This is a genomic window from Stenotrophomonas sp. Steno-Z10-BAI, assembly GCF_056393115.1.
The window spans coordinates 204227-230577 of record NZ_JBWJOZ010000008.1 but is presented as its reverse complement, the minus strand read 5'-3'; the positions used below and the strand labels follow the sequence as shown (position 1 = coordinate 230577).

Below are 26351 nucleotides of genomic sequence, written 5' to 3'. Positions count from 1 at the left end.
AGGTGTGCCAGATCAGCAGCCTTGCGTAGTACCTGCCCTGACGAATAACCAGACGTGCCCATAGATCGCCTCACCAGCCAATGTCAGTTCAATCAACAGATGGTCCGAATGGTGACGCAACATCAGGCATATCATCATAGGCTCGAAGAATCGTTTGAGTCGGACTCAACTCTAATTTGCTTAGACCGTAGACGATCTTCAGCCAAGTCGCGGCACGAATACCTTGTCCTGCCCCCAACCAATTCTCTTGCAGATTTGTGCGTAGTACGCCCCTTGCAGCGTCGAACAACTTTTCGCAACTGATACTCTGGCGTCCTGTAGCATCTAAGAGGATCGCATACCCAAGCTTCTTCGGAGATAACCGTCCCGACAAAGACAACTTCGCTTGCTCGCCCATCCAATGCTCGTACATCTCAATGCCTGCCTCCCAATGGTCCGGACCTGCCAGCCATGAGTACGCCATATAATCGCCCAGAGCGCCCTCGCTCACTATCTCGTGCCTGGTCCACACCCTGTCACCATTACGCCAGGCAGCCTCAGCGAAAACACGGGCATCGTCCCATTCTTTTTCGTTGATGAATCCGTTAATCATCCAAGAAGCAATACCACGTGCGACTTTAAGTTGACTCTTGTAAAAATGCGGATTCTTTCCAACGACATCTCCATTATCAAGCGAGAGATCAATCCAGCTTAGCGCTCGTTCTAGCATTGGCTTGACAGGTTCGTAACAATCTACAAGGACGCCATACACGCACTTCTCTATTTTTCCAACGGCGACACTACCCATCGGCCGGCTTGCGTCATAGGTGGTGGTCATGAAGTACTGGACCATCTCGTCCGAGAAACCATTTTCTCTAAGTTGCACTGGATTAAATATCATCCCTCACTCACAGATTGATCCGTTACAAAATCTTGAAATTGTAGAGTTTCGCGCTGAGCCAGACCCTACCGTGTGAGTGGTGAAGGTCCGGTCCAGCAACTGGTCAAGTGCTTTGGCCTTGGTTGCCGCCGGCAGTGACGACATCTCGATGGCAATGATGGCTTCTTGGCGAGCGGATTCCAATGCTGGAGACCCTTCAGCGAAGGTTGGCGAGCCCTTTACGCCAGCAGGAGTTGAGCGAAACTTGTTATCCCATAGCGTCACTGCGCCGGTCCTTGCATCCACAGAGATGACGTCTGCGCCATTCCTTCCGATAGCGTCACCGTACTTCACTACGACCTGATCCGGCAGTGACGCCACGGTGTTAGCGAGCTTGAGCTCTCCCACATAGCCATTCAGATGCGAATTGGCAATATTCGGATTAGAGCTGTTCAGAACTGTTGGCTCATACCCGAGCCCGGCGACCGGATCTGGTAGCCGTGGGTCGAGAATGACTCCATTACTTGTTCGTGGAGGCGCAGATCCGAGATCAACAGGCCCATTCGGCGGCTTGATTGCCGGAGCCCTAGCGCAGCTCCAAGCTGCGTCAACGCATACAATGCCTCCGCGACTTCAGGCGAAAGTCCAGCAGCCTGAAGCAATTGACCGCCCCAAGTCGCTGAAGGCTTACCGGAGAGCAGGGTAATGAATCCGGCCACGGTGTTGTCATACCCACCATCACCGGCGAACAGGCCCGACTGCTGGCCCACGCCCTGATAGCTGCCGTTGGATTTGCCTGCACTGGCGTAGCCGTCGGCACTCCAGGCGGTACCGAACGACACCTGCACCCGGCCGCCCACCTGGCTGTTCTTGGACATGCTTTCCGCCACGTCCTGCAGCGACTCGATGGTCAGCGTGCCGCCGGTCTTTACATCGATGCGGTCGGCCGTCGCGGTGGCACCGCGCAGGGTGGTGTCACCCTCGGCCTTGAGCGAGATGTTCTGGCCGGTGAGGGTGGTGTTCTGCCAGGTGGTGCTGTTCGCGTTGGACTTGCTGCTGCCCACGCTGGCTTCGGCGTACACGTACACGCCGGTCTGCGCGCCTACCGTGACACCCACGCCCACTTCAGCACCCGCGTTACTGCTCTTGCTCTTGTCCTGCAGATGCGCCTTACCGGCCTCCAGCAGGATGTCGCGCGCCGAATCCAGGCTCACCGTGTTGCCCGCGCTCAGGCTGCCCTTCACAACATGGATGTCACCGCTGTCAATTGGTCACGTCGACGGTACAAACATCTGTCGTCGTGACTGCGTGCCGGAATTCCCGCCGTCTACAGGACAGAGAAGGCGCAGAACGACGCTACTGTTCAACCCCCTCTCGTTCCATGAGATGGATCAGTTCATCACTAAGTGCGCTTCCAACGTCCATCGTTACGCCAATTCTCGTTCGATAAGAATTCTTACCCAACGTTGCAAATGACTCACGGAGACAGGCGAAAATAACATTCAGCTCATCTCCAGTCAAAATCAGTCCAAAGCTCCCTTCGCCCAGGCTGTTCAGGTCCATCGCTTACTCCCTCATACTCGCTCGGCGTGGCGCGGAAAGCGATCTCTACGTAACGCATCATCTGATTACGCCAGTCCTTTAAGAGAGACCGAGTCAAGCTATTCTCGCTCTTTTCTGTTCCACGTACTCATTTAGGTATTCCTCCAATGGTCTAGCTGTGCCAAGTACCACAAGCTCCCCAGAGTCCCTATCAATCAAGAAGGGTCCATTACCCGCCAATTGTGCAGAGAAGTCCCCGGTCTCTAAAAACTCTTTTGACTGGTAGCAGAAGTACCAACCTTCCTGGAACTCACCCTCAAGGCAAATCTGGAGCGGAATCTCAGACTGCCCCAAGTACTCAACAGCTTGCGATAGAGCCCGGCTGTATGTGATCACAACTCACCTCATTTACCTTGTCTTTAGAAGATGCAGGGTTTTGAACTTGCTCAAATCAGCAGCCTTACCTGTCTGCCCATCAAGGAAGCGAATTACCCCGTTTTGATTGACGACATTGAATACATGACCAGTCTGTCCTGGACCATACGACCCGTAAATTATGCCTCGAGATCCAGTTCCAGAACGCAACATTTGTTGGACGATATCATCGGGTTGAGTGATGGGGCCGAACTTTGATCCGTATTGCTTTTCCAGAACGCTCAACGGGACGCCGTTTGTGTGGTTGATTGGCAGTGCTGATGCAGGATTTCCTGCCAAGGTTGAGTCAGTGGCGATGGAACAGTTCACGCAATTGTGAGTTCGACCAAAGTTTGGATAGCCAGGGTTAACATCTCGTATCGAGCCGGCAGCCTCATCAGCTAGCCCGCCCGCATTTCGAAGATTGATGTCGCTTGCTACCTTGCCGCTTCTCCAAGCCGCGCCGAGCAGAGCCAAGTCGAGGCCCGCGAGATTTCCGAGCTTGTAGCGTCCGGCTTCGATTGGGTTACCAGATGTGTCCCCAAAGATCGGCGTTCCCACAATCATGCGTTCGTATTTGAACTCAACCGTGACAGGGTCACGATGATATTGAGGGGCCAGGGCTATATCTCCCAAGGCGAGCGCATAGCCCAATGCTCCGGTTACGAGCTCGGACGCGGGATCCACTGCCCCCATCCCCATTTGCATGAAGAATGAGCCTGTCCCTCCCCTATACGGTTTGCCGGCGGCAGTCTCGAGGAACCTCATGACAAGTTCCTTGCTTGCCGCTTGGTCAAGACCCAAGCCAAGTTGGCTCGCATCGGTCTTCCCATATGCCCATGCCTGAGCGAACTGAAGATCACATGCGCCGTCAGCTTGCTGACATGTCGCCAACATCTCCTTGCCCTGCAGTTTTGAGACCTTAGCCCAGCGCTCACTTGCCGCGCTCTCACAGGCTTCGTTGCCGTTGCACTCCTTGCGTTCCTCAGCCAATGCAAGAAGCTGCTTGGCATCGAGATAGTTGTTCTCAACAGAGTTTTTCGCGATTCCAGCGGCCAATGCAGTGCCTGCAAGCCCATCACCAGCACTGCTTCCAGCCACGGCGGCCACCGCCTGCGACAACGCCAGAATCGTCTGCTTCTGCTGATCATTCAGCTCGCCGGTGTAGCCGGGATACAGCGCCTCGGTCAGCAGCTTCGCCGCCAGTTCGCCACCAGCTGCTGCTGCCGCACCACCCCCAGCGTTACCGCCATTGACCTCAGCCAGCAGCGCACCCAACAGCGCATGTGACAGCAACTGCAACGCGGCGTTTGGGTCACTGCCGTGTTTTGCATCGAACTTGTCACCGATAAGGTTCGCCGCATACGGCGCCAGGGCATTGGCCACCACTTGGCCGCCGCCCTGCCCGGAGGTGGCACCTAACAGCAACGTGGTAACTGCGTCGAGCGCGCGGCTGTTGTCACCACCGATATCCTACTGCTTCGAGTCCCGGTAGGCCTGGCTGTATCGGGTGAGCACCGCATCACGCGCCGCTGCATCCATGGCATTGAAATTTGCCTTTTCCTGTGGTGTCAGGTCGGCAAAGTAGGCTTCAACGGCCTTGTTGGCCTTATAGGCCTGCACATCATTGGCAATCTGCTTGCTGGTGGCCATCACCGTGCCCATCGCATTGGCCATCGCCTGCTGATTGGCCAGCTGCAACTCGGCATTGGGCATCGCCTCAATCGCGCGGTGTGCGGTTGCGGCATCGGTGTTCACGCCCAGCTCGGCGGCGGTCACCTTCTGGCCGCCGATGACGATGTTGCCTTCGGTCAGCGTGGCGTAGGTGGTGCTGCTGTCGCCGCCCTTCTCGTTCATCGGCACGCCACCGCCGAAGTTCGGCGTGGCACCGGCAAACACCGGCGTGTTGCCCTCCATCGCGCCGCCGTAGCCACCGCTGATGCCGCCCGAGCTGGTGCTGTGCTGCATCTGGTTCTGCAGGTCGCTGAAGGTCAGCGTCTGCGCGGTCAGCTCGCTGTTGGTGGCATTGGTGCTGGCAATCGCACCGCCGACCAGGTTCACGTGGCCGGCATCGACGTGGTACCCACCATCACCGGCGAACAGGCCCGACTGCTGGCCCACGCCCTGATAGCTGCCGTTGGACTTGCCCGCGCTGGCGTAGCCGTCGGCGCTCCAGGCGGTGCCGAACGACACCTGCACCCGGCCGCCCACCTGGCTGTTCTTGGACATGCTTTCTGCAACGTCCTGTAGCTACTCGATGGTCAGCAACCGGCCCAATGACAACTCCGTGCCATTGATGATTTATGACAACGCAAAGCTGAACCTATCTTCCCAACCGTATTGAGCATCCTGCTCGACAACTCGTCGCAAAGTTTCGACTATGTCGTCAAAACGAGGTCCAAGCGCTAGTGCAGATTTTTGACTTGAGATCCACGACAGCTCGACTGGGCGTTCAATACTGGAGCTCAAGAGGTCCCATAGTGCGTCCAAGTTTCTGCCATAGAACACACCGACGCCTAGCTGCTCTGCAATCTGCGCATGAAAATCACGTTCTGAGTTGATAAGCTCTCCATCGATAATAATCTTATTCAATATCATTTCCATCGCCCAATGCCATGCACGGAATTATAGTGATCATTCGTGATGAACAGGAGGTCGTCGTTTGAGTAGAGGGGCCGAGTTCCTGGCTGGCTTGCTTTGGATCTTGAACCGGTTAGTTCTACATCGGCCTCCTACTAGACTCTGCCAACGCTGCTTGGAAGCACGCCGGTCGTATTGTGAAACACATCGCCACCAATCTGCCCGCCCGGGACGCTGTTTTCTAGCGCTTTGCCAGGTCGTCAGCCATTCTGCGCTGCTTCGCTCTTAGTCACATAGCTCGGAGGCAACTGACCAGTCGCCCTGAGGCAAACCACGATATCGTTCGCATCTGCTGTGGTACGCAGATCCACTTTGAGCTTCGCGTAGATTGCCGCGTTATGCGCAGAATTACCGATGCCCGAGAGCGCGTTCGGCGCCCCACCAGTGAAGTCCAGCGCATTTGGTCCTGGACCTTCCAAGCTAGGCTTTTGACCCGTCAGCGGCAACGATTCGGTCTCCACCACCTTGGTGCTGCCGCCATCGACCTTGCCCATCCCGCGGGTACTCTTGGGCCTGAGAACAAACCCTGATCCCGCGATATCCCACCCAAGCATCCCAAGCTGATTGGTCATCGGTACGGTTTGCGGGTCGACACCAAATGCAGTGAGAGTTGCACTGGGCATCCCGAAGATAGGCCCGAGCAACGCCATTTCAATCCGGTTCCTGTCGCTCACCGACATGCCGGGCGCCAACGGACCAAACTCAGAGGTTAGACCAAGCCTGCGCCAAGTTAAATTCGGCCCGCAAGAAAGCCTCCTTCCCAAGTTAGATCATTGGCACCCATACCGACCCACATCTTAGTCAACAGGCCAACTTACCCCGTCAACAAACCTTCCATGCCAGTAACGCCTAGAATATTCGTCATCTCTATCCATGTGATACACAAAATCATCAAGCCGGTCTCCCAATGGGAACTCAAACTTGTATTTTGCAGTTGCCAGAACACCCTGAATTGAATGGAGCTCATCAAATTCGGCCGCGGTCGCATCATAATCAAGACAACCAATGGAAGCAATGATCTCAGAAATTCTGAGCTCGCACGCTATTAGTGCGCGCCTCAGATTACCAACGACCTTTCGATATTCTTCAAGCTCACCTTCAAATTCAGAAAATATTTCTATCATTTCTTTCTCACTGGCTGAATATGACCAATCTGACCTGTTATCGGATTGTAAATAACCTCCAATCCTGCCCCCTCGTATCTGAAATAGCCTGGGGCACCCCTAGGGTCAGGCGTAATCACAGGATTGCTGGCGAAGACCTCCTTCACTTGTAGGAATGGAGCGAGCCTTCCTTCCTTCAAAGCCTCTCATAGTAGGACTCACTGATCTTCAGCCCGTCAACCACATAGAAGCCGTCCATTAGCTGAATTTTATTTCGCGGAGCTCCGGTTGTAGGTGTGGGCTTTGTGAGATTGCCAGCAGAATTTTGGATAAGCACCACTTGGGTGCTCCCTCCATCAACGTTAGCGGGTCCGCGGGTACTCTTGGGTCTGAAGATGAAACCTGACCCCGCGATATCCCACCCAAGCATCCCAAGCTGATTGGTCATCGCTACGGTTTGCGGGTCAACACCAAACGCAGTGAGAGTTGCACTGGGCATGCCGAAAATAGGCCCGAGCAACGCCATCTCAATCCGGTTCCTGTCAGTCAGCGACATGCCAGGCGCCAACGGACCAAACAGTGCGCCATCCCAATCCGTTTCGCGCAGCAGCCCGATCTCTCTGTTGAGCAGTGTTCCCAGATGAGGAGGCTGGCTGGACGCCTCCCGCGCAATCGCGCTGGCCAGGATCTGGTCGTACTCCTTCGTTCCAGGCTTCAGACTGAAGAGTACATACTGCTCGTCGGGCGTGAGATAGGGTGCGTACCGCTCCATGACATCACGGCTCTGCTCTTGGCTGACCTCAGCCCAGCGCGCGTCCGTGGCCTGCAGGCACACTGAGTCCTTTCCACATGCTGCACGGTCAGCATCCTTCGCCTTCCGCTGCGGGGCACTAAGGTAGTTGTTCTCCACCACATTTTTTGCGATCCCAGCTGCCAGTGCAGCTCCTGCAAGCCCATCACCAGCGCTGCTTCCAGCCACGGCCCCCACCGCCTGCGACAGCGCCAGAATCGTCTGCTTCTGCTGATCATTCAGCTCGCCGGTGTAGCCGGGATACAGCGCCTCGGTCAGCAGCTTCGCCGCCAGTTCACCGCCGGTCGCTGCGCCCGCACCGTTTGCTGCGTTACCACCATTGGCCTCAGCCAGCAGCGCACCCAACAGCGCATGAGAGAGCAGCTGCAGTGCAGCGTTCGGATCACTGCCATGGTTCGTATCGAACTTGTCGCCGATCAGGTTCGCCGCATACGGCGCCAGGGCGTTGGCCACCATTTGGCCGCCGCCCTGCCCGGAGGCAGCACCCACCAGCAGCGTGGTAACAGCTTCAAGCGCGCGGCTGTTGTCGCCACCGATGCCCCAGTTCTGCTGCTGTGCCACGGCGTCGCTGTAGCTGTACGGGAACCTGGCTGCGAGCTCATTGGACTTGCCTTCCGCGCTCTGGCTCTTGAAGCGATCCTTCTCCTCATCGGACAGGGTAGAGAGATAGGAATTCTCCAGGTCCCGCATTGCCTGGTTGCCGATATCCCCAGCAATCTGCTTGCTGGTGGCCATCACCGTGCCCATCGCATTCGCCATCGCCTGCTGATTGGCCAGCTGCAGCTCGGCATTGGGCATCGCCTCAATCGCGCGGTGCGCCGTGGCGGCATCGGTGTTCACGCCCAGCTCGGCGGCGGTCACCTTCTGGCCGCCGATGACGATGTTGCCCTCGGTCAGCGTGGCGTAGGTGGTACTGCTGTCGCCGCCCTTCTCGTTCATCGGCACGCCACCACCGAAGTTCGGGGTGGCACCCTCCGTGGTCGGCTTCCAGTTCTCTGCCCGCCCGCCGTAGCCACCGCTGATGCCGCCCGAGCTGGTGCTGTGCTGCATCTGGTTCTGCAGGTCGCTGAAGGTCAGCGTCTGCGCGGTCAGTTCACTGTGGGTGGCGTTGGTGCTGGCAATCGCACCGCCCACCAGGTTCACGTGGCCGGCATCGACGTGGTAGCCGCCATCACCGGCGAACAGGCCCGACTGCTGGCCCACGCCCTGATAACTGCCGTTGGATTTGCCTCCGCTGGCGTAGCCGTCGGCACTCCAGGCGGTGCCGAACGACACCTGCACCCGGCCGCCCACCTGGCTGTTCTTGGACATGCTTTCCGCCACGTCCTGCAGCGACTCGATGGTCAGCGTGCCGCCGGCCTTTACATCGATGCGGTCGGCCGTCGCGGTGGCACCGCGCAGGGTGGTGTCACCCTCGGCCTTGAGCGAGATGTTCTGGCCGGTGAGCGTGGTGTTCTGCCAGGTGGTGCTGTTCGCGTTGGACTTGCTGCTGCCCACGCTCGCTTCAGCGTAGACATAGAAGGCAGCCTGCGCGCCTACCGCCGACACCCACGCCCTGCGCCACGTGGATGCCACCGCTGGTGCTGGTCAGGTTGAGGTTCCCACCTGCCAAAAGGGTAAGGTCCTGCGAGACCACACTGCTGCAGTCGGCACTGCCCTTGGCGGTCTTGAAGCCGATACCGGCCTCGGCATTGAACAGTGCGTCGTCGGAATTAGTCACCATTCTTATCCAGACGGCGACAGACAACGGCGGCAGCGGCAGCGGCAGCACCTAACCAACTATAAAGCTATCTCGGGATCAACGAGAAAGTTGATTAATATACAGGGCATCTTCGACCAGAACGCAGCGCCCACCATTGCTCCAAAGCTCAAAGTACGCGGATAGGTCAATATCAAGGTTAATTAGCGGACTAGCCATATACCACGCAATATAATAATCCGCCGAAAGACCGTAGAATGCCTCAAGCAACGCATAGACAATTTCCGAATCTGAAACGAGATTTTCCAATACAGAATCAGAAATAAGATCGAAGAACCAGACATTCGGATTGTCTTTCGATAGAGCAACCTTCAGAACTTCTTCGCCAACTAACTCAATGGATGCGTGACGGCAAACCTCTGCAATCTCCTCATCACCCAACATAGTTGAGGAACGCTCTATTTCACTCAACCAGCGATGCCCTATTTTTAGCAAAGACTGCTTGTCTGCCACCACTTTAGGAAGCAGGTAAGTGGAGAGATTTCCACTGGACAGTACCGTTCTTGCGATCTCCAGGAGCGCGCCGGAATGCGGAAGATAGCTGAATATCACCGCGAGCTCCTCGTCGCTATTGTGACTTTTCAGCAATCCCAGAAAATGAGATTTATCGAAGAATGCATCGCCGCGACAGTAGGCAGACCAATCCTCTAGAAGAGTTGTCACCTCCTTACCCCCGAAGTTGGCAGCTCAGGAAGCAGATGCGGTTCGATTTTCCATTTGTCTCGCAACAGCATGACTCCTCGATTGAAATCTTCCAAAGACTTACTCCCATCAATGACGGCCTTCAACTCATTATGAAATGTGGTTGAACTATCCCTACCATGCCCGCCTTTGACGCCAGTGTAAGGATTGACCCAATCCAACTCCGAAGTTTTAGTTCTAAATCGCTGAATTTCATCCATTGAGACGCCCCATTCCTTGAACTCCGGTGCTCTACAGACCATGCACCACTCATGTAACTGGCCTGGATAGCGAATTCTAGTCTCGATAGACGTCCGTACTTCCTTATTCTGCCACAGGAGGTTTAGCTCTTCTGAACTGAGGTTGTCAAACCACTTGTTAAATTCGCCGCCTCGGGTGCCTGGCACCTTTCCATTCGGGAGGAGCTGTTCCATTGACCTAGCGGCTGGAGCGGCGCTGTCTCGAACCGCAGTCCTCGCCGCTTGCTCAACCAATACCTCAGCGGTCTCAGCAATGAGCGGCTTGCCCACCGCCCTTGCACTGGCCGTTCCTCCCCCAATCATTGCCGTCGCAATGTCTACAACCGTCAGGAACCGGGCATCCCAAGCTTCTACACCTACAACTTCCTTGCCATTAGCAGGATTGGTTCCTGTCCATCCACCCACAGACTGGCCAAGAGAATCCATGATGCTCGCGATGACCGCTGCGTTCGTTCCGCTGCCAGGTATGATTCCATTCATTGTCTCGGCATTTTCGGAAATAGCGTCCCGGAGTTGCCAGATCACTCCCTTGTAGGTTGCCTGGACATTTTTCCCCAAGAAGCGCGCGTCGTAGAAATCAACGCCTTGCTTTTCCCAATAGCGCGCATCAACTGCCGCCATTACCTTGGGGGTGATCTCATATCCGCTTGCAATCAAAGCCTCACGTGCCGCATTGATGTAGTCAGCCCGCTCTGTGTCCCGCTGTTTTGATAGCGCTTCCAATCGTTCCATGGTCGCGCAACTGTCGCCGCCGGCCGGAGAACAGTTCTTCTTGGCCTTCTCGTACTGCTCCCATTCGCCTTGGCTTAGCCAGTTGTGCTCAACCGAGTTGCCCGCAATACCGGTGCCAAGCGCCGCCTCCGCAACGCCGTTGCCAATCCCACCCGCCACCGCCCCGACCGCCTGCGACAACGCCAGAATCGTCTGCTTCTGCTGATCATTCAGCTCGCCGGTGTAGCCGGGATACAGCGCCTCGGTCAGCAGCTTCGCCGCCAGTTCACCGCCGGCCGCTGCGCCCGCACCGGTGGCTGCGTTACCACCGTTGGCCTCAGCAAGCAGCGCACCCAACAGTGCATGTGACAGCAACTGCAATGCCGCGTTCGGATCACTGCCATGGTTCGTATCGAACTTGTCGCCGATCAGCTGGGCTGCATACGGTGCCAATGCATTGGCTGCGACCTGCCCGCCGCCTTGGCCCGATACGACGCCCACCAGCAGCGTAGTCACTGCTTCCAGCGCGCGGCCATTCTGGCTGCCGATGCCCCAGTTCTGCTGCTGTGCCACGGCGTCGCTGTAGCTGTACGGGAACCTGGCTGCGAGCTCATTGGACTTGCCTTCCGCGCTCTGGCTCTTGAAGCGATCCTTCTCCTCATCGGACAGGGTAGAGAGATAGGAATTCTCCAGGTCCCGCATTGCCTGGTTGCCGATATCCCCAGCAATCTGCTTGCTGGTGGCCATCACCGTGCCCATCGCATTCGCCATCGCCTGCTGATTGGCCAGCTGCAGCTCGGCATTGGGCATCGCCTCAATCGCGCGGTGCGCCGTGGCGGCATCGGTGTTCACGCCCAGCTCGGCGGCGGTCACCTTCTGGCCGCCGATGACGATGTTGCCCTCGGTCAGCGTGGCGTAGGTGGTACTGCTGTCGCCGCCCTTCTCGTTCATCGGCACGCCACCACCGAAGTTCGGGGTGGCACCCTCCGTGGTCGGCTTCCAGTTCTCTGCCCGCCCGCCGTAGCCACCGCTGATGCCGCCCGAGCTGGTGCTGTGCTGCATCTGGTTCTGCAGGTCGCTGAAGGTCAGCGTCTGCGCGGTCAGTTCACTGTGGGTGGCGTTGGTGCTGGCAATCGCACCGCCCACCAGGTTCACGTGGCCGGCATCGACGTGGTAGCCGCCATCACCGGCGAACAGGCCCGACTGCTGGCCCACGCCCTGATAACTGCCGTTGGATTTGCCTCCGCTGGCGTAGCCGTCGGCACTCCAGGCGGTGCCGAACGACACCTGCACCCGGCCGCCCACCTGGCTGTTCTTGGACATGCTTTCCGCCACGTCCTGCAGCGACTCGATGGTCAGCGTGCCGCCGGCCTTTACATCGATGCGGTCGGCCGTCGCGGTGGCACCGCGCAGGGTGGTGTCACCCTCGGCCTTGAGCGAGATGTTCTGGCCGGTGAGGGTGGTGTTCTGCCAGGTGGTGCTATCCGCGTTGGACTTGCTGCTGCCCACGCTGGCTTCGGCATACACGTACACGCCGGTCTGCGCGCCTACCGCGACACCCACGCCCACTTCCGCGCCAGCGTTGCTGCTCTTGCTGCGGTCGGCAAGCTGCGCTTTACCGGCTTCCAGCAGGATGTCGCGTGCCGAATCCAGGCTCACCGTGTTGCCCGCACTCAGGTTGCCCTGCACCACATGGATGTCACCGCTGGTGCTGGTCAGGTTGAGGTTGCCACCAGCCTGAAGCGTGGAGCCCTGCGAGACCACGCTGCTGCTGTCCGCGCTGCTGTTGGCGGTTTTGAAGCCGATACCGGCCTCGGCATTGAACAAGGCACCGCTGCCACCGGCACCGGCCGCGTTGGCGATCGCACTGGCCGACTGGTAGGCATTGGCGGCCGCTGCCATGTTCTGCATGGACGACAGGCGACCGTCGGACTGCCGGGCCGCATCCACGTTGTTGATGAGGTCGATGAAGGGCGACTTCACCCGTGCGAACACACCGATCTTCAGATCGTCATCGCGCTGCGAGGAGTGCCCGACCTCGTCGGCGGTGAGCAGCTCGATCTGCGCGGCGGTGATGTTGATGTCCTTGGCCGACACCACATTGCTGGCAATCTGGCTGTAGGTGCCGCCGGCGCTCAGGTTGACGTTGCCACCCAGGCTGCCGACATTGCTGGCCACCTGCGATACCTGCGCACTGTCATCGTCATGCTCCTGACGGTGCCAGCCGGAGAACTTCTCGGTGTCGGAGATCTGCACCGTGCCGATCGCCTTGCTCTGCGAGGTGTTGGTGTTGCTCACCGTGTCCTGGCCACTGCGGATGGTCAGGTCGCCTGCGGCGTGGATGTTCACGTCCTTCTCGGCCACGATGTTGGCGGCGGTGAGACGGATATCCCCCTCGCTGGTCGCCATGCGCACCCCACCGCCCACCGACAGCTGGGTACCGGTGATGGTGTCGCTGCTGCCGCTGCCTTCACTGCGCGAATTGTTGGTGCCGAACGGCAGGCCACTGGTGTTGTTGGCGATGCCCCAGCCCTTGCCGCTGCTCTGGCTGGTGCTGGATTCGGTGTTGTGGGCGACATCGAACACGATGTCCTTGGTGGCCAGCAGCAGGGCATCGCCCTCGGCCGCCATCTGCGCGCCCTGGCTGTAGATCGAGCCGCCGTTGGCGATCAGGGTGAGGTCGCCGCCCGCACTGAGCTGGCTTACCCGTGCATCACTGCTGGAGTGACTCTCGTTGCTGTTGGAGCGCTGGCTGCCCGCGGTGATCACCGTGGAGGTGGTGGCCGCCCGCAGGCCGGAGGCGGCGCCTTCGGCATTGCGGGTGATCTTGCCCATGGTGGAGCCACTGTCGGCCATGCCGTCGGTGGTGGAATCGCGGGCGCTGCGGTAGGCCTTGGTGGGATCGTAGGTCACCCCCACCGAGAGGCCACTGGATTTGCTGGAGGCGCTGCTCTGCGTCTCCAGCGTGTCCTGCCGCGCGATCAGGTTGATGTCCTTGCCGGCCAGGGTGAGGTTGTTGCCGGCGGCGACATCGGAGGCCGCGATGGTCAGCTGGTTGCCGGCATTGATCAGCACGTTGCCGTCCATCGAGCCCACGGCCGAGGCCACCTGGGTGGTGGACTGGGTGGCGCTGTCGTTGGTGCTGCGCGAGCTGCTGTACCCTACCGACGCCACGCCGTTGCCGAAGCCGCCGGTGATGCCGGATTTCTTCTGGCTGAAGCTGCTGGCCTCGCTGTAGGTGTCCTGCGCCGATTCGATGGTGATGTTGTTGGCCGCGGCGATGCGCAGGTCGTTGTCCGCAAGCACGGTGGAGCCGGTGATGGTCACATCGTTGCCGGCGATCATGTCCACCGTCTTGCCACCGATGGTGCTGCCCACCGCATAGCTGGCCGAGCTCTGGTCATGGGTAGTGGTGGTGGTGCTGGACAGCGTCTTCTTCTTGCGGGTGGTTTCGTCCACCACCAGATCGTGGGTTTCCTGCGCGGTGGTCAGCGCCAGGTTGCGCCCGGCCGAGAGCAGCACGCCGCCGTCGCTGCTGTCCACCGTGGTGGCCTGCAGGGTGAGGTCGCGGCCGGCCTGCAGGGCAACGCCTTCGCCACCGGTGAGCTGGTTGCCCAGCACCCAGCCATCGGCGGCAGTGACCTCGCGCGAGCCGTTCTTGCTCTTGGCACCGCTGTCGAACGTGCGCGTGTCCACCACGGCAACGCTGTTGATATCGCGCCCTGCCTGGGCCACCAGTGCGTTGGCGGCCGAGACGTTGGCAGCGGTCAGGTTCAGATCGTTGCCGGCCTTGAGCACCACATCGCCGGCACCGCGGATGGTGGTGCCGATGTTGATCAACTGGCTCTGGCTGTTGAAGTTGCGGGCGTCATGGGTGAGCGAAACGCTGCTCTGCTCGGCCACCGAGGTAAGGCTGAGGTCGCCACCGGCCACGATGGCGGTCAGGCCGTCGGTCCCGGCGTTGGCCAGCTGCGCGGCCCGCAGCTCCACGTTGCCACCGGCGTTGACGCTGAGCACGCCGGCGCCGTCCTTGTTGGTCACGTACAGCCCGGCTACGCGGTCCAGCGTGGTGGTCTGCTGCACCAGCAGGTCGCCGTTGTCGCGCCACTCGCGCGTGGTCGAGGCGACGGTGATGTTGCCACCGGCCTTGAGCCCCAGTGCATCGGTGGCGGTGACCGTGCTGCCGATGATGTCGATGTCGTGGGTGGCCTGCAGGCCGACCTGCTGGCCGCTGATCTGCCCACCGCTGACGTTGCGGATGTTGCCGGCATCGATGCTCACCAGCTGGCGCCCGGCGATGGCGCCGCTGTTGACCAGGTCGCCGCGCAGCTTGATGTCGATGTCGGCACCGGCCAGCAGCGCACCGTTGGTATCCAGATCGCCCGGCATCACCCGCAGGTACACCTGCGGCACCAGCGCGCGCACGGTGGTGCCGTCGGCCAGGGTGACGTCCTGCTCCACCAGCCAGACGATGTCGCTGGTGAGACGGGCCATCTGCTCGGCGGTCAGCGCCACGCCGGGGCGCAGGCCCCACGCACTGGCGACGGTGGCACCGGCCTCCAGCAGCGCGCGGTACTGGTCTTCGTCGCTGGCATGGCCATCGAGGAAGCGGCGGCCGGTGAGTTCGCCGATCTGTTCGCGCACCAGCTTCTGTTCGTAGAAACCGTCACCCAGGCGCTTCTGCGTCTGCGAGGGCTCATAGCCGGCGCGCTGCAGCAGGTAGTCCGAGCTGAGCCAGCTGCGGTAGCTGGCAAAGCGCGGGTCGGTTTCCACAAGGTAGCTGCCGCGGTTGGCATCCACGTTGAACAGGCTGGCGCTGGGTGCACTGGCATTGGGCGTGGTGGTGACCACCACGTGCGGGTCATTGCCGGCGGCGGCGACGGCCTGCTTGTTGGCCAGTGCGGCATTGCCACCGCTGCCGGCGTGGCTACCGGCCTGCACGGCCCCCGGGCCGGTGGCCGTGGCCTGTGCTGCCTGCCCGGCCACGATGTCCTGCACGGTGCCCGTGCCCGGGCCCGCCGAGCCGACCTGGCTTGGCCCCTGCGCGTTGGCGGCATCGGCCAGCTGGCCGCTGGTACGGTCGGCACCCTGCAGGCCCTGGCCTGCCGCGCCCTGTGCGGCACCGGCCGCAGACGGTCCTTGGGCGTGCGCGCCATCGGCGATATGGCCACCGGCGTGCCCCGGCCCCTGTGCCGCACTGCCGGTTTGACCGTGCGCCGCGCCGGCCGCCGTCGGCCCCTGTGCGTTCACCGGGCCGGCGCCCTGGCCGCTGCTCTGCCCTGGTCCCTGCACCGCGCCTGCGCCCGGGCCGACCGAGCCTGCGCCCGGCCCACCAGTGTTGAGGTTGGCCATGCTGTCGCCATCGCGCACGTTCGGCGCGTCACGGCCGGTGTTCTCGTTGCGCAGGTTGCCGACATCGATGCTCAGCTTGCCGCCGGCGGTGATGCCCGCACCGAGCACGCCGAGCTGCTCGGAGATCGGCGCGGCATTCCACTGGCTGCGCGAGCCGCCATAGGTGATGGAGACATTGCTGAAGCTATGTGTGCGGAACAGCGTCTTGGCGGTGTTGATGATCGAGGATTCACCCACGTTCAACCCGACCACGGCCAGGTTGCCACCGGCGGCGATGCTGGCGTACTCGTTGCGCAATGCATCGGTGGCGATGCGCATGTGGCCACCGGCATTGATCACCGCATCGGCACCGGCGGAGACCACCACGTCTTCGGTGGTGGTACGGGTGGCGACGCGGGTCTTCTCGTTGCCACTGGTGTTGCTGGTGTGGCGCTGCATGTTGATCAGCATCGCCTCCGGATTGTCGTAGTCCGGGTAGGTGATCAACTGCACGCAGGTGGTGGTGCAGGTGCCGTAGGCGTTGTTGTAGGCCAGGGTGTCCGAGTCGTAACGGAACTGCCGGTTTCCCGGCGGCATCAAGGAGAGATCGCGGAACGGATCTTCGGCCCCGGCGCCCAGCTGGTCCGGATTGTTGCGGCTGTCCGCACGGCTGACGTAATAGATGACCACCGTGCCATCCTGCGCGGGCAGGCGCGAGCGCTCGCCGCGCTCGCCGTCCAGGCCACCGCGCGCGAAGTAGTAGGCGCTGGTGCTGGCCGTCAGCCGGACCACCGCGCGGCGGATCTGCTGGCCGTCGGGCGTGATGTACGCGGTGTCTTCCAGGATGTCGGCCGGATTGAGGTAATAGACCTCGTAGGGCTGGAAGTTGGAGGTGTCGCGCAGATTCCCGGCGGTGTTGTTGCCGTTCTTGAACCAACCCGGCTGGGTGAGCGTGACCGGCCCATGCTGGATGGTCTGCTGCTGCACCACCACGTTTTCGCGGATGTTGTTCACCGCCAGCGCGGACATGTCCAGGTTGCCGGCGATCTCGATGGTGGAGCTGAGGTTGTCGATGCGCTGCGCGCTGCCCACGGCCGTCAGCCCGTTGAGCGCCCCGCCGATGGCCGCATCGCCATCGCTGAAGATGAGGCTTTGGCCGCGGTTGTCCAGCACGCCCACGCCGAGGTCCAGACGCTGGCGTGCGGCGATGGTGGCCGAACGCTGGGCGCCGCCCACGTTTTCGGCCAGGTTGTTGAGGGTGCCGGCCTGGATGGCGATGTGGTCGCCGTAGATGCGGCCGGTGCCGATGTTGTTCAGCGTGCCGGCGTCGATGTGGGTGATGCGCCCGTCCAACAGGCCGCGGTTGAGCAGCTCACCGCTGGCCACCAGCCGGGTCAGGCCGACGCTGCTGATCTCGCCGGAAGCGGCGTTGTGGATGTTGCCGGCGCTGATGTTCACCCCGGCGCCCTGCAGCTTGCCCAGGTTGTCCAGGTTGCCCTGGATGGCGAGGGTGAGCGTGCCGTTGGCGGCGAGTTCGCCGGTGTTGGTGTGGCTCTGGCCCAGCTCCAGGGTCATGTCACCTTGCGAGAGCAGCTTGCCGTCACCGGTGATCTCACGCGTGCGCACGATCTGGTTGCTGCCGGCCACCAGGGAACCGCCGGCGTTGGCGATGCTGTCGGCGCGGATGTCAGAGGTTTCAGACGCGGATATCTGGCCGCCGGTGTTGTTCAGCTGCCCGGCCACCTGCACCACCAGGGTGTCGGCCAGGATCTGGCCCTGCTGGTTGTCCAGGCTGCCGGTGCCCAGCTGCAGGTGCTTGCCCTGCAAGCCCAGTGCCGGGCCAGTGGGCGCACTCAGGGTGTATCGGTTATCGATGTTGCCCGCCTGCAGGGCGAGCGTGCCACCGGCGGCCACCAGGCCCCCGCGGTTGTCCAGCGCGCCGGGCAGGACGATGTCCGCATTGCGACCCACCGTGATCTTGCCGCCGGCGTTGGCCACCGATTGCGCACGCAGGGTCAGGTCGGTTGCGCCCACCAGCGCGCCGCCGGCCGTGTTGTCGACGCTGCTGGCATTGACGGTGATCGCGCCCTGGCCGAATACCGCACCGGCGCGGTTGTCGAACGCACCGCTGTGGATCTCCAGCGTACCGCTGCTGTTGATGCCGTTGCCGTTGGCGTTCGTATTGATCAGCGCCTGGCCGGCCGTGTTGATGTGCAGGTTGCCGGCGGACTGCAGCAGCCCACCACTGTTGTCCAGCAGGCCGGTGCGCAGCGCGGCGCCGCCGGTGAGGCTGGCCACGGTGCCTGCGCGGTTATCCAGGGTGTAGCCGCGCGTATCCAGATCCACCGTGCCGGCGATGATCCGGCCGCTGTGGTTGTCGATGCCGTTGCTGGTCGCGCGCAGATCGGTACCGGCCTGGATCAGGCCGGCGGTGTTGCGTACCTGCGTGGCCGTGTCGAGCTGCAATGCGGCGCCGGCGGCCAGGGTGCCCGCTTCATTGTTGAGGGACTGCGTGGTGATGTGCGCGTTGCCACCCGACGACACCGTACCCTGCGCGCTGTTGTCGAGCAGGCCATCGACGGTGACCGTCAGGGTGGAGCTGCCATCGCTGTGCAGGGTGCCACCGCGGTTGTCCACGCTGGCCGCGGTGACCGTGGCGTTGCCGGTGGTCAGGATGCGACCGCTGCGGTTCTCCAGTGCACCGCCGAGGGACAGCTGATTGCTCCCCGCCCCGGCCGCCTGCACGGTGCCCTGGTTGTTGAGCAGCTGCGCGGTGCGCAGATCCAGCGTGCCATTGCTGGCGAGGGTGCCGGCGGTGTTGTCCAGCCGGCCGCGCACGTTCAGCGCCAGCACGTCGGTGCCGGTGGCGGTGAGCGTGCCGCCTGCGGTGACCAGTTCCCCGGTCTCGATACGGATGCGCTGCGCGGCGGTAGTGCCATCGCGCAGGTCGGTGTTCTCACCGATCAGCGCCAGGCTGCCATTGCTGAGCAGCTTGCCGCCTTGGCCGTTGAGGGTGTGAGCGTTGATCGCCAGCGTGCCGGTGCCCGCCTGCTGCACGGTGCCGCCGGCATTGCCGAGGGTGGCCGCGGTGATCTGCAGGTCGCCGTTGCTGGCCAACGTGCCGCCGTTGCCATTGTCGAGCACGCCGCTGACGTCCAGGCTGCTGGCCTGCCCGCCCGTGGCCAGCACGGTGCCGCCCTGGTTGTTGAAGGACTCGGCCTGGACGGTCAGCTGGGTTGCGTTGAGGGTGGCACCGCGGTGGTCCACCGCACCGGCCTGCAGCGCCAGTGCGCCTGCGCTGACGATGGTGCCCTTCGCGCCGTCGAGCTGGCCGACCGTCAGGGTCAGCGACTGGGTGCCGCCGTGGCTGAGGGTGCCTTCCTCATTGATCAGGCGCGCGGCATCGATCTGCAGCTGGCGGCCATTGCTGGCCACATCGCCGCGGGTGTTGTCGAACGTGCCGAGCACGTTGATGCGGGTATCGCCGGCGCCGGCCGCGCTCAGCGTGCCGTCGATATTGGACAGCGAACCGGCCGTGATCTGCTGGGCGCCATTGGCGGCGATGGTGCCGCCGTTGTTGGTGAGCGCCCTGTCCACCTGCAGGGTCATGGCCTGCGTGCCAGTGGAGGTGAGCGTGCCCTTGCTGGTGTCCAGGCTGCCCGCGGTCACCGTGACCTGACGCGCGCCGGTGGTGGCGCCACTGAGATCGAGCGTATCGCCCTTCAGTTGCAGTGCCCCGTTGCCGACGATGCGGCCACCCGCACCGTGCAGGTCGGTCGCCTCGATGGCGAGCGTGCCTTCACCGGCGTGCTCGATGCTGCCGGTCTGGTTGTCCAGGGTGGCGGCGGTGAGGTGCGCATCGCCGCCGCTGGCGATGACACCCTGGCCGCTGTTGTCCAGCCGCCCGTCCACGCCGATGGTCAACGCCCCGCCGGTCTGCAGGGTGCCGCCGCGGTTGTCTACGCTGGCCGCACCGATGACGGTCGCGCCGGTGGCGAGAATGCGCCCGCCGCGGTTCTCCAGCGCCTGGCCAAGCTGCAGCTGGTTGCTGCCCGCGCCAGCCGCCTGCAGCGTGCCCTGGTTGTTGATGAGAGTGGCCGCGCGCAGATCCACCGTGCCATTGCTGGCCAAGGTGCCGCCGGTGTTGTCCAGGCGGTTGCGCACGTTCAGCGCCAGCGGCCCCGTGCCGGTGGCGACGAGGTTGCCGCCGGCGGTGGTCAGGTCACCGGTGTCGATGCGGATCTGCTGCGCCGAGGTGGTGCCGTTGCGCAGATCGGTGGTGTCGCCGCTGAGCGCCAGCGCGCCATTGCTGACCAGCGTACCGCCGTGGCCATTGAGGGTCGCCGCGGTGATGCTCAGCGTGCCGGTGCCGGCCTGCTGCACGGTGCCGCCGGCGTTGCCGAGGGTGGCTGCGGTGATCTGCAGGTCGCCATTGCTGGCCAGGGTACCGTCGTCGCCGTTGTCCAACGTGCCATCCACCCGCACCGTGTTGGCCTGGGTGCCGGTGGAGAGCACGGTGCCGCCGCGGTTGTCGAGGGCGGTCGCGATGATGTCCAGCTGGCCGGCGCTGAGGGTGGCGTCGCGGTGATCGATCGCGTCCGCGCGCAGGGTCAGTGTGCCGGCGGTGGCGATGCTGCCCTTCTGGCCCTGCAGGCTGCCGGTCTGCAGGGTGAGGCCATTCCGGCCCGCATGGTGGATGCGGCCGGTGTCATTGACCAGGCTGCCGGTCTGCACCGTCAGGGCGCCGCCGTTGCTGGCCAACGTGCCGCGGGTGTTGTCGAACTGGCCAGCGACTTCAATGCGGGTGTCTGCAGTTCCTGCCGAACTCAGCGTACCGGCAACGTTGGACAGCGTACCGGTGTTGATCTGCTGCGCACCGTTGGCGGCGATGGTGCCGCCATCGTTGCCCAACGCGTCGCGCACCTGCAGGACCATGGTCTGCTCGCCGGTGCTGCTGAGCGTGCCACCGGCGTTGTCCAGGCGGCCGGCGGTCACCGTGACCTGGCGTGCTGCGGTGGTACCACCGCGGATATCCAGTGCTTCGCCCTGCAGGGTCAACGCGCCGTTGCTGATGATGCGGCCACCGGCGCCCTGCAGCGTGCCGGTATCGATCTGCAGCTGGCCCTCGCCGGCCTGTTCGATGCTGCCGCTGCGGTTGTCCAGCGTGCCCGCGCGCAGCTGCGCATCGCCGCCACTGGCGATCAGGCCGGTGTTGCTGTTGTCCAGCAGGCCATCCACGCCCACGCTCAGGTCGGTGGTGCTGTGGACCGTGCCGCCCTGGTTGTCCAGGCTGGCCGCGGTGACGTCGAGATCGCCGCTGGTGAGGATCTTGCCACCGCGGTTCTGCAGCGCCTGGCCGATGCTCAGCTGGCTCGCGGCGGCCCCTGCGGCCTGCAGGTTGCCACCGGTGTTGAGCAGGGTGGAGGCGCGCAGACCCAGCGCACCATTGGTCGCCACGGTGCCGCCGGTGTTGTCCAGCCGGTCGCGGGCCTGCAGTACCAGTGCATCGGTGCTGGTGGCGGTGAGCGTGCCGCCAGCAGTGGTGAGATCGCCGGTGTCGATGCGGATGCGCTGGGCCGAGGTGGTGCCAGCGCGCAGGTCGGTGGTGTCGCCCTGCACGTGCAGCGTGCCGTTGCTGAGCAGGGTGCCGCCCGCACCGTTGAGGGTGGCGGCGTTGATCGCCAGCAGGCCATTGCCGGCCTGCTGCACGGTACCGCCGGCATTGCCGAGCAGCGCTGCGTTGAGGGTCAGGTCGCCATTGCTGGCGACCAGGCCATCGTCACCGTTGTCCAGGGCGCCGGCCACGTCGATGTGGTTGGCCTGGGTGCCCGTGGCCACGAGTTGCCCGCCGCGGTTGTCGAACGCCTGTGCCGCCAGCGCGATCTGCGTAGCCTGCAGGGTCGCGCCGCGGTGGTCCACCTCGCCCGCGGTGAGCGTGAGGCCGCCGGCGGTGACGATGTGGCCGTCCTGGCCCAGCAACTGCCCGGTGCTCAGGGTCAGCCCCTGGGTGCCGGCATGGCTGAGGGTGCCGTCGATGTTGCGCAGGCTACCCGATGCCACCTCCAGTGCAGCGGCGTTGCTGGCGATCACGCCCTTGCTGTTGTCCAGCTGACCGGTCACGTGGATCTGGCTGTTGCCGGTGCCAGCCGAGCTCAACGTGCCACCCCGGTTGGACAGCGCGCCGGCCTCGATGCGCTGGGCACCGTTGGCGGCGATCGTGCCGGTATCGTTGGTCAGCTGCTCGCGCACCTGCAGGTGCATGTCCGCCGTGCCGGTGGCGCTGAGCGTGCCACCGGTGTTGTCCAGGCTGCCGGCCTGCACGGTGATCTGCGTGGCGCCCACCGCACCATCGCGCAGGTCCAGCGTTTCGCCCTGCAGGTGCAGCGCATCGGCCGCGACCAGGGTGCCATCGGCATTGCGCAGCACCTCGGCCTCGATCCGCAGATCGCCATTGCCGGAGATCGCGCCGCCGGTATTGTCCAGCAGCTGGGCCACGCGCACCTGCGAGGCGGCCTCGCCAGCGGCGATGAGCTTGCCGTGGTCATTGATGAAGCGGCCGGCGTTGATGTCCACCGCGCCGTTGCTGCCGAGGGTGCCGCCACTGTTGTCCAGCAGGGTGCGTGCCTGCACCTGCAGTGCCTGGGTGCCCAGTGCGCTGAGCTGACCACCGGCGGTGATCAGGCGCTCGCTGTCGATGCGGATCTGCTGTGCCGAGGTGGTGCCATTGCGCAGATCCAGCGTGTCGCCCTGCAGGTCGAGCGCGCCGTTGCTGAGCAGCGTGCCGGCGTGGCCGTTGAGCGTGTCCACCTTGATGGCCAGGGTGCCGGTGCCGGCCTGCTGGATCGTGCCGCCGGCGTTGCCGAGGGTGTTGGCGCTGATGGATAGATCGCCATTGCTGGCCAGGGTGCCGCCATCGCCGTTGTCCAGCGTATCGGTGACCTGCAGCGTGTTGGCGGCGGTGCCGGTGGCGATGATGCTGCCACCGCGGTTGTCCAGCGACTGCGCGGTGATGTCCAGCTGCTCGGCGGCCACGGACGCGCCGCGATGGTCGACGGCTCCGGCGCTGAGCTCCAGCGCACCGGCGGTGCCGATGCGGCCACGCTGACCGTCCAGCCGGCCGGTGGTGATGGACAGCCCGTTCTGACCGGCATGGCTGATCGTGCCATCGGCATTGACCAGGGCACCTGCCTGCAGCTGCAGTGCGCCTGCATTGCTGGCCACGGTGCCACCGGTGTTGTCCAGCGTGCCGGCCACGATCAGGCGGGTATCGGCGGTGCCGGCCGCGTTCAGCGCGCCGGCCCGGTTGGACAGCGCGCCCGCCTCGATCTGCTGCGCGCCGTTGGCGGTCAGGGTGCCGCCGTCATTGACCAGGCTGCCACGGATGCGCAGCTGCATGGCCTGCTCGCCCAGCGAGAGCAGGGTGCCGCCGGTGTTGTCCAGCGCGCCGGCACGGATGTCGACCTCGCGGCCGCGGGTCGTGGCCTTGTGCAGGTCCACTGTCTGCGCCTGCAACTGCAGCAGGCCGTTGCTGGCGATGTTGCCTTCGCCGCCGCTCAGGGTGGCCGTGGTGATCTGCAGCGCGCCGTTGCCGGCATGATCGATGCTGCCGCCGCCATTGAGCAGACGGCCGGCATCAATGCGCAGGTCGCCATTGCTGGAGAGCGTGCCGCCCTGGTTGTGCAGGGCCTCGCTGGCGTGCAGCGTGGTCTGCCCGGTGCCCGCGGCGATCAGCTTGCCGCCGGTGTTGATCAAGGTGGTGCTGTCGATGGCCAGCGCGCCGTTGCTGCCCAGCGTGCCCCCGGTGTTGTCCAAGGTGCGGGCCACCTGCAGGTCCAGTACCTCGGTGCCGGCCGAGGTGAGCGTGCCACCGGCAGTGATCAGATCGCCGGTGGTGATCACGATGCGCTGCGCGGAGGTGGTGCCATCGCGCAGGTTGGTGGTGTCGCCCTGTACCACCAGGCTGCCATTGCTGAGCACGGTGCCGCCCTGGCCCTGCAGGTTGACCGCATCGATACGCAGGCTGCCGGTGCCGGCCTGCTGCACGGTGCCGCCGGCATTGCCCAACTGCGCTGCGGTGATCTGCAGATCGCCATTGCTGGCCAGGGTGCCGCCATCGCCGTTGTCCAGCGTGCCCTGCACGGTGAGCGTGCTGGCCCGCTGCCCGGTGGACAGCACCCGCCCGCCGCGGTTGTCGACGTCGCCGGCGGTCAGGCTCACCTGGTTGGCGATCAACTGCGCCTTGCGGTGGTCGGCACTGCCCAGCTGCAGGGCGATGTCGCCGGCGGTGGCGATGGTGCCCTGCACACCGTCCAGGCGATCAGCGCGCAGCTGCAGCCCGTTGCTGCCCGTATGGCTTAGGCTGCCGCGGGTGTTGATCAGATGGCCCAGGTCCAGGCCGAAGGTGGTGGCGTTGCTGGCCAGGCTGCCGTCGCTGTTGTCCAGCGTGCCGATGGACCAGGTGGTGGCCGCGCTGCCACCGTGCGCGAGGGTGCCGCCGCGGTTGAACAGCGACTGTGCCTGCAGCTGGAAGGTCTGCGCCAGCGCCAGGTGGCCGCCGCTGTTGTCCAGCGTCTGCACCTGGGCCGAGGCCGCTCCCTGCACCTCCAGCCGGCCGTCGACATTGCGCAGCGCTTCGCCCTGCACCTGCAGGGTCTGTACCCCCAGCGTGCCGCGGCTGTTGTCCAGGCTGTTGCGGGCGCTCAGCTGGAGGATGCCGGTGGCATCGACGGCACCGCCGTCGTTGTCCAGCAAGGTGGCGATGTTGAGCGCGCCTGCCGCCAGCGGGGCGGTGGGGGTGGGCGGCGTGGTACCGCCGGTGCCGCCCTGGCCCGGCGTGGGCGTGCCGGTGCCGGGCGTACCGCCGCTGCCGGGCTGTCCGGTAGTGCCGCCGCCGGTTTCCTGCCCCGGCGAGGTGCTGGCCACCGTGCCGATCCGGCCCTGCTCGTTGCTGATGTCCGCGCCGCTCAACTGCAGCGTCTGGCTGCCCACCTGCTCGATACTGCCGCCGCGGTTGCGCAGCGCATCGGCGTTCACCTCGATGCGGCGGGCATTGAGGGTGCCGCCGCTGTTGTCCAGATCGGCGGGCGTCTCCACGCGCAGTTCGCGCTCGGCGCTGAGCGTGCCCGCATTGGCCACGCCGCCGGCGGCGGTGATCCGGGTGTCCTGCTGCGCGTGCAGCGCACCGGTGTTCTCCAGCCGGCCATCGGCGGTGACCACCAGTTCGCCGGCCTGCGCGCCGATCTTGCCGGCGTTGCTCATGCCGACGCCATGCTCGTTGCCGACCAGCCAGATGCGGTTGGCATACATGCCCCCGAGCGCGCCGACATCCAGCGCGAAGGCCGGCGCACCGCCGGTGGGGGTCTGGGCGGTCACGCTGCTGTGGTCGGCACTGACCACGTTGGTGCCCAGGCTGGCCTGCAGCTGGTTGGCCCAGATACCGGCGTTGACCTGCAGCGAGCGGGTGATGATGTCGGTGTAGTCGGTCAGGCTGGCATCCAGGCCCGCACCGGACACGCGGATCGCGCCGCCCTGGACCCGGTAGCCTTCCAGCGCGCCGTTGTTGAGGATGGGCGTGCCGGTGGTCAGGGTGACCCGGCTCGCATTGAGGAAGCCGGCGCCATCGATCTGGATGCCGGCCGGGTTGGCGATGACCACCTGGGCCCGGGCCCCGGCCACTTCGACATACCCGTTGAGATGGCTGGGGTTGCTGCCGTTGACCTCATTGAGGATGACGCGCGCGGTGCCGGTGGCCAGCCAGGGATTGCCCTGCACCCAGCCACCGATCTGCGTCTGCACGTCCGTGCGCGAATTGTTGAGGATGACGCCCTGGCGGCCGACATCGAGCTGCTGGTACTGGTTGCGCGAGACACCGGCCGCGCTGGGCGTGGTGATGTTGACCTGCGGCGTGCCGTTGGCCGAGGTCACCACCGTGGGCCGCTGCTGGGCCGGTGCGCCGGGGTCGGCGATGATGCGGCCGGCATCGGGCACCTGCTGCGCCGACAGCGGCTGCACCAGGCCCACCCAGCCGAGCACCAGCCACAGCGCGAAGCTCATCGGCCGCAGCGTGGCCATCGTGTTGCCGCCGCGCGCATCGCAGCCCCCGCGGGGTGCGGTCACCAGTTCGGAGGCGACCTGCATGACACCCAGGGTACGGTTGAAAACCAGGCGATAGACTCGATTCACGGCGTTGCTTCCTTTCAATGCGGTGTGGGGTCGCGCGCCGCAGCGGCGCGCAGGGCCG

13 protein-coding genes are annotated in these 26351 nt (G+C 63.7%); all 13 read right to left on the bottom strand.

Translation table 11 applies throughout. The features are described 5' to 3' along the window. Window positions 1-88: 88 nt before the first annotated feature. Window positions 89-817 (bottom strand): hypothetical protein, encoded by a 729-nt coding sequence (locus AC06E9_RS17835; protein ID WP_478056535.1) that lies wholly within the window; start codon window positions 815-817, stop codon window positions 89-91. Between the two features lie 494 nt (window positions 818-1311). Beyond that, complete coding sequence (locus tag AC06E9_RS17830; RefSeq protein WP_478056538.1) at window positions 1312-2112, bottom strand: hemagglutinin repeat-containing protein; 801 nt, start codon at window positions 2110-2112, stop codon at window positions 1312-1314. Between the two features lie 103 nt (window positions 2113-2215). After that, window positions 2216-2422: a hypothetical protein gene (locus AC06E9_RS17825; RefSeq protein WP_152154167.1), complete on the bottom strand. Its 207-nt coding sequence runs from the start codon at window positions 2420-2422 to the stop codon at window positions 2216-2218. Between the two features lie 93 nt (window positions 2423-2515). Further along, window positions 2516-2797: a YrhB domain-containing protein gene (locus AC06E9_RS17820; RefSeq protein WP_121044669.1), complete on the bottom strand. Its 282-nt coding sequence runs from the start codon at window positions 2795-2797 to the stop codon at window positions 2516-2518. Between the two features lie 12 nt (window positions 2798-2809). Continuing rightward, window positions 2810-4243 (bottom strand): toxin glutamine deamidase domain-containing protein, encoded by a 1434-nt coding sequence (locus tag AC06E9_RS17815; protein ID WP_259462223.1) that lies wholly within the window; start codon window positions 4241-4243, stop codon window positions 2810-2812. Window positions 4244-4288: 45 nt separating this feature from the next. Further along, window positions 4289-5044, bottom strand: coding sequence for a hypothetical protein (locus AC06E9_RS17810; protein WP_282261092.1), 756 nt, complete (start codon window positions 5042-5044; stop codon window positions 4289-4291). A 72-nt stretch (window positions 5045-5116) separates the two neighbouring features. Continuing rightward, window positions 5117-5407 (bottom strand): barstar family protein, encoded by a 291-nt coding sequence (locus AC06E9_RS17805; RefSeq protein WP_220668931.1) that lies wholly within the window; start codon window positions 5405-5407, stop codon window positions 5117-5119. 248 nt (window positions 5408-5655) lie between these two features. Beyond that, window positions 5656-6135, bottom strand: coding sequence for a hypothetical protein (locus tag AC06E9_RS17800; RefSeq protein ID WP_478056534.1), 480 nt, complete (start codon window positions 6133-6135; stop codon window positions 5656-5658). A 117-nt stretch (window positions 6136-6252) separates the two neighbouring features. After that, complete coding sequence (locus AC06E9_RS17795; protein WP_147433931.1) at window positions 6253-6579, bottom strand: hypothetical protein; 327 nt, start codon at window positions 6577-6579, stop codon at window positions 6253-6255. Between the two features lie 175 nt (window positions 6580-6754). Next, window positions 6755-8866 carry a hemagglutinin repeat-containing protein gene (locus tag AC06E9_RS17790; RefSeq protein ID WP_478056533.1) on the bottom strand — a complete coding sequence of 704 codons (2112 nt, stop codon included), beginning with the start codon at window positions 8864-8866 and terminating at the stop codon, window positions 6755-6757. A 7-nt stretch (window positions 8867-8873) separates the two neighbouring features. Next, complete coding sequence (locus AC06E9_RS17785) at window positions 8874-9089, bottom strand: hypothetical protein (protein ID WP_147433820.1); 216 nt, start codon at window positions 9087-9089, stop codon at window positions 8874-8876. A gap of 78 nt (window positions 9090-9167) precedes the next feature. After that, window positions 9168-9791 carry a hypothetical protein gene (locus AC06E9_RS17780; protein WP_478056532.1) on the bottom strand — a complete coding sequence of 208 codons (624 nt, stop codon included), beginning with the start codon at window positions 9789-9791 and terminating at the stop codon, window positions 9168-9170. Further along, the gene (locus AC06E9_RS17775) at window positions 9788-26293 is read right to left on the bottom strand and encodes a hemagglutinin repeat-containing protein (protein ID WP_478056531.1); all 16506 of its coding nucleotides are present in this window, start codon (window positions 26291-26293) and stop codon (window positions 9788-9790) included. Before AC06E9_RS17775 ends, AC06E9_RS17780 begins: the two co-directional genes overlap by 4 nt. Between the last annotated feature and the right edge of the window lie 58 nt (window positions 26294-26351).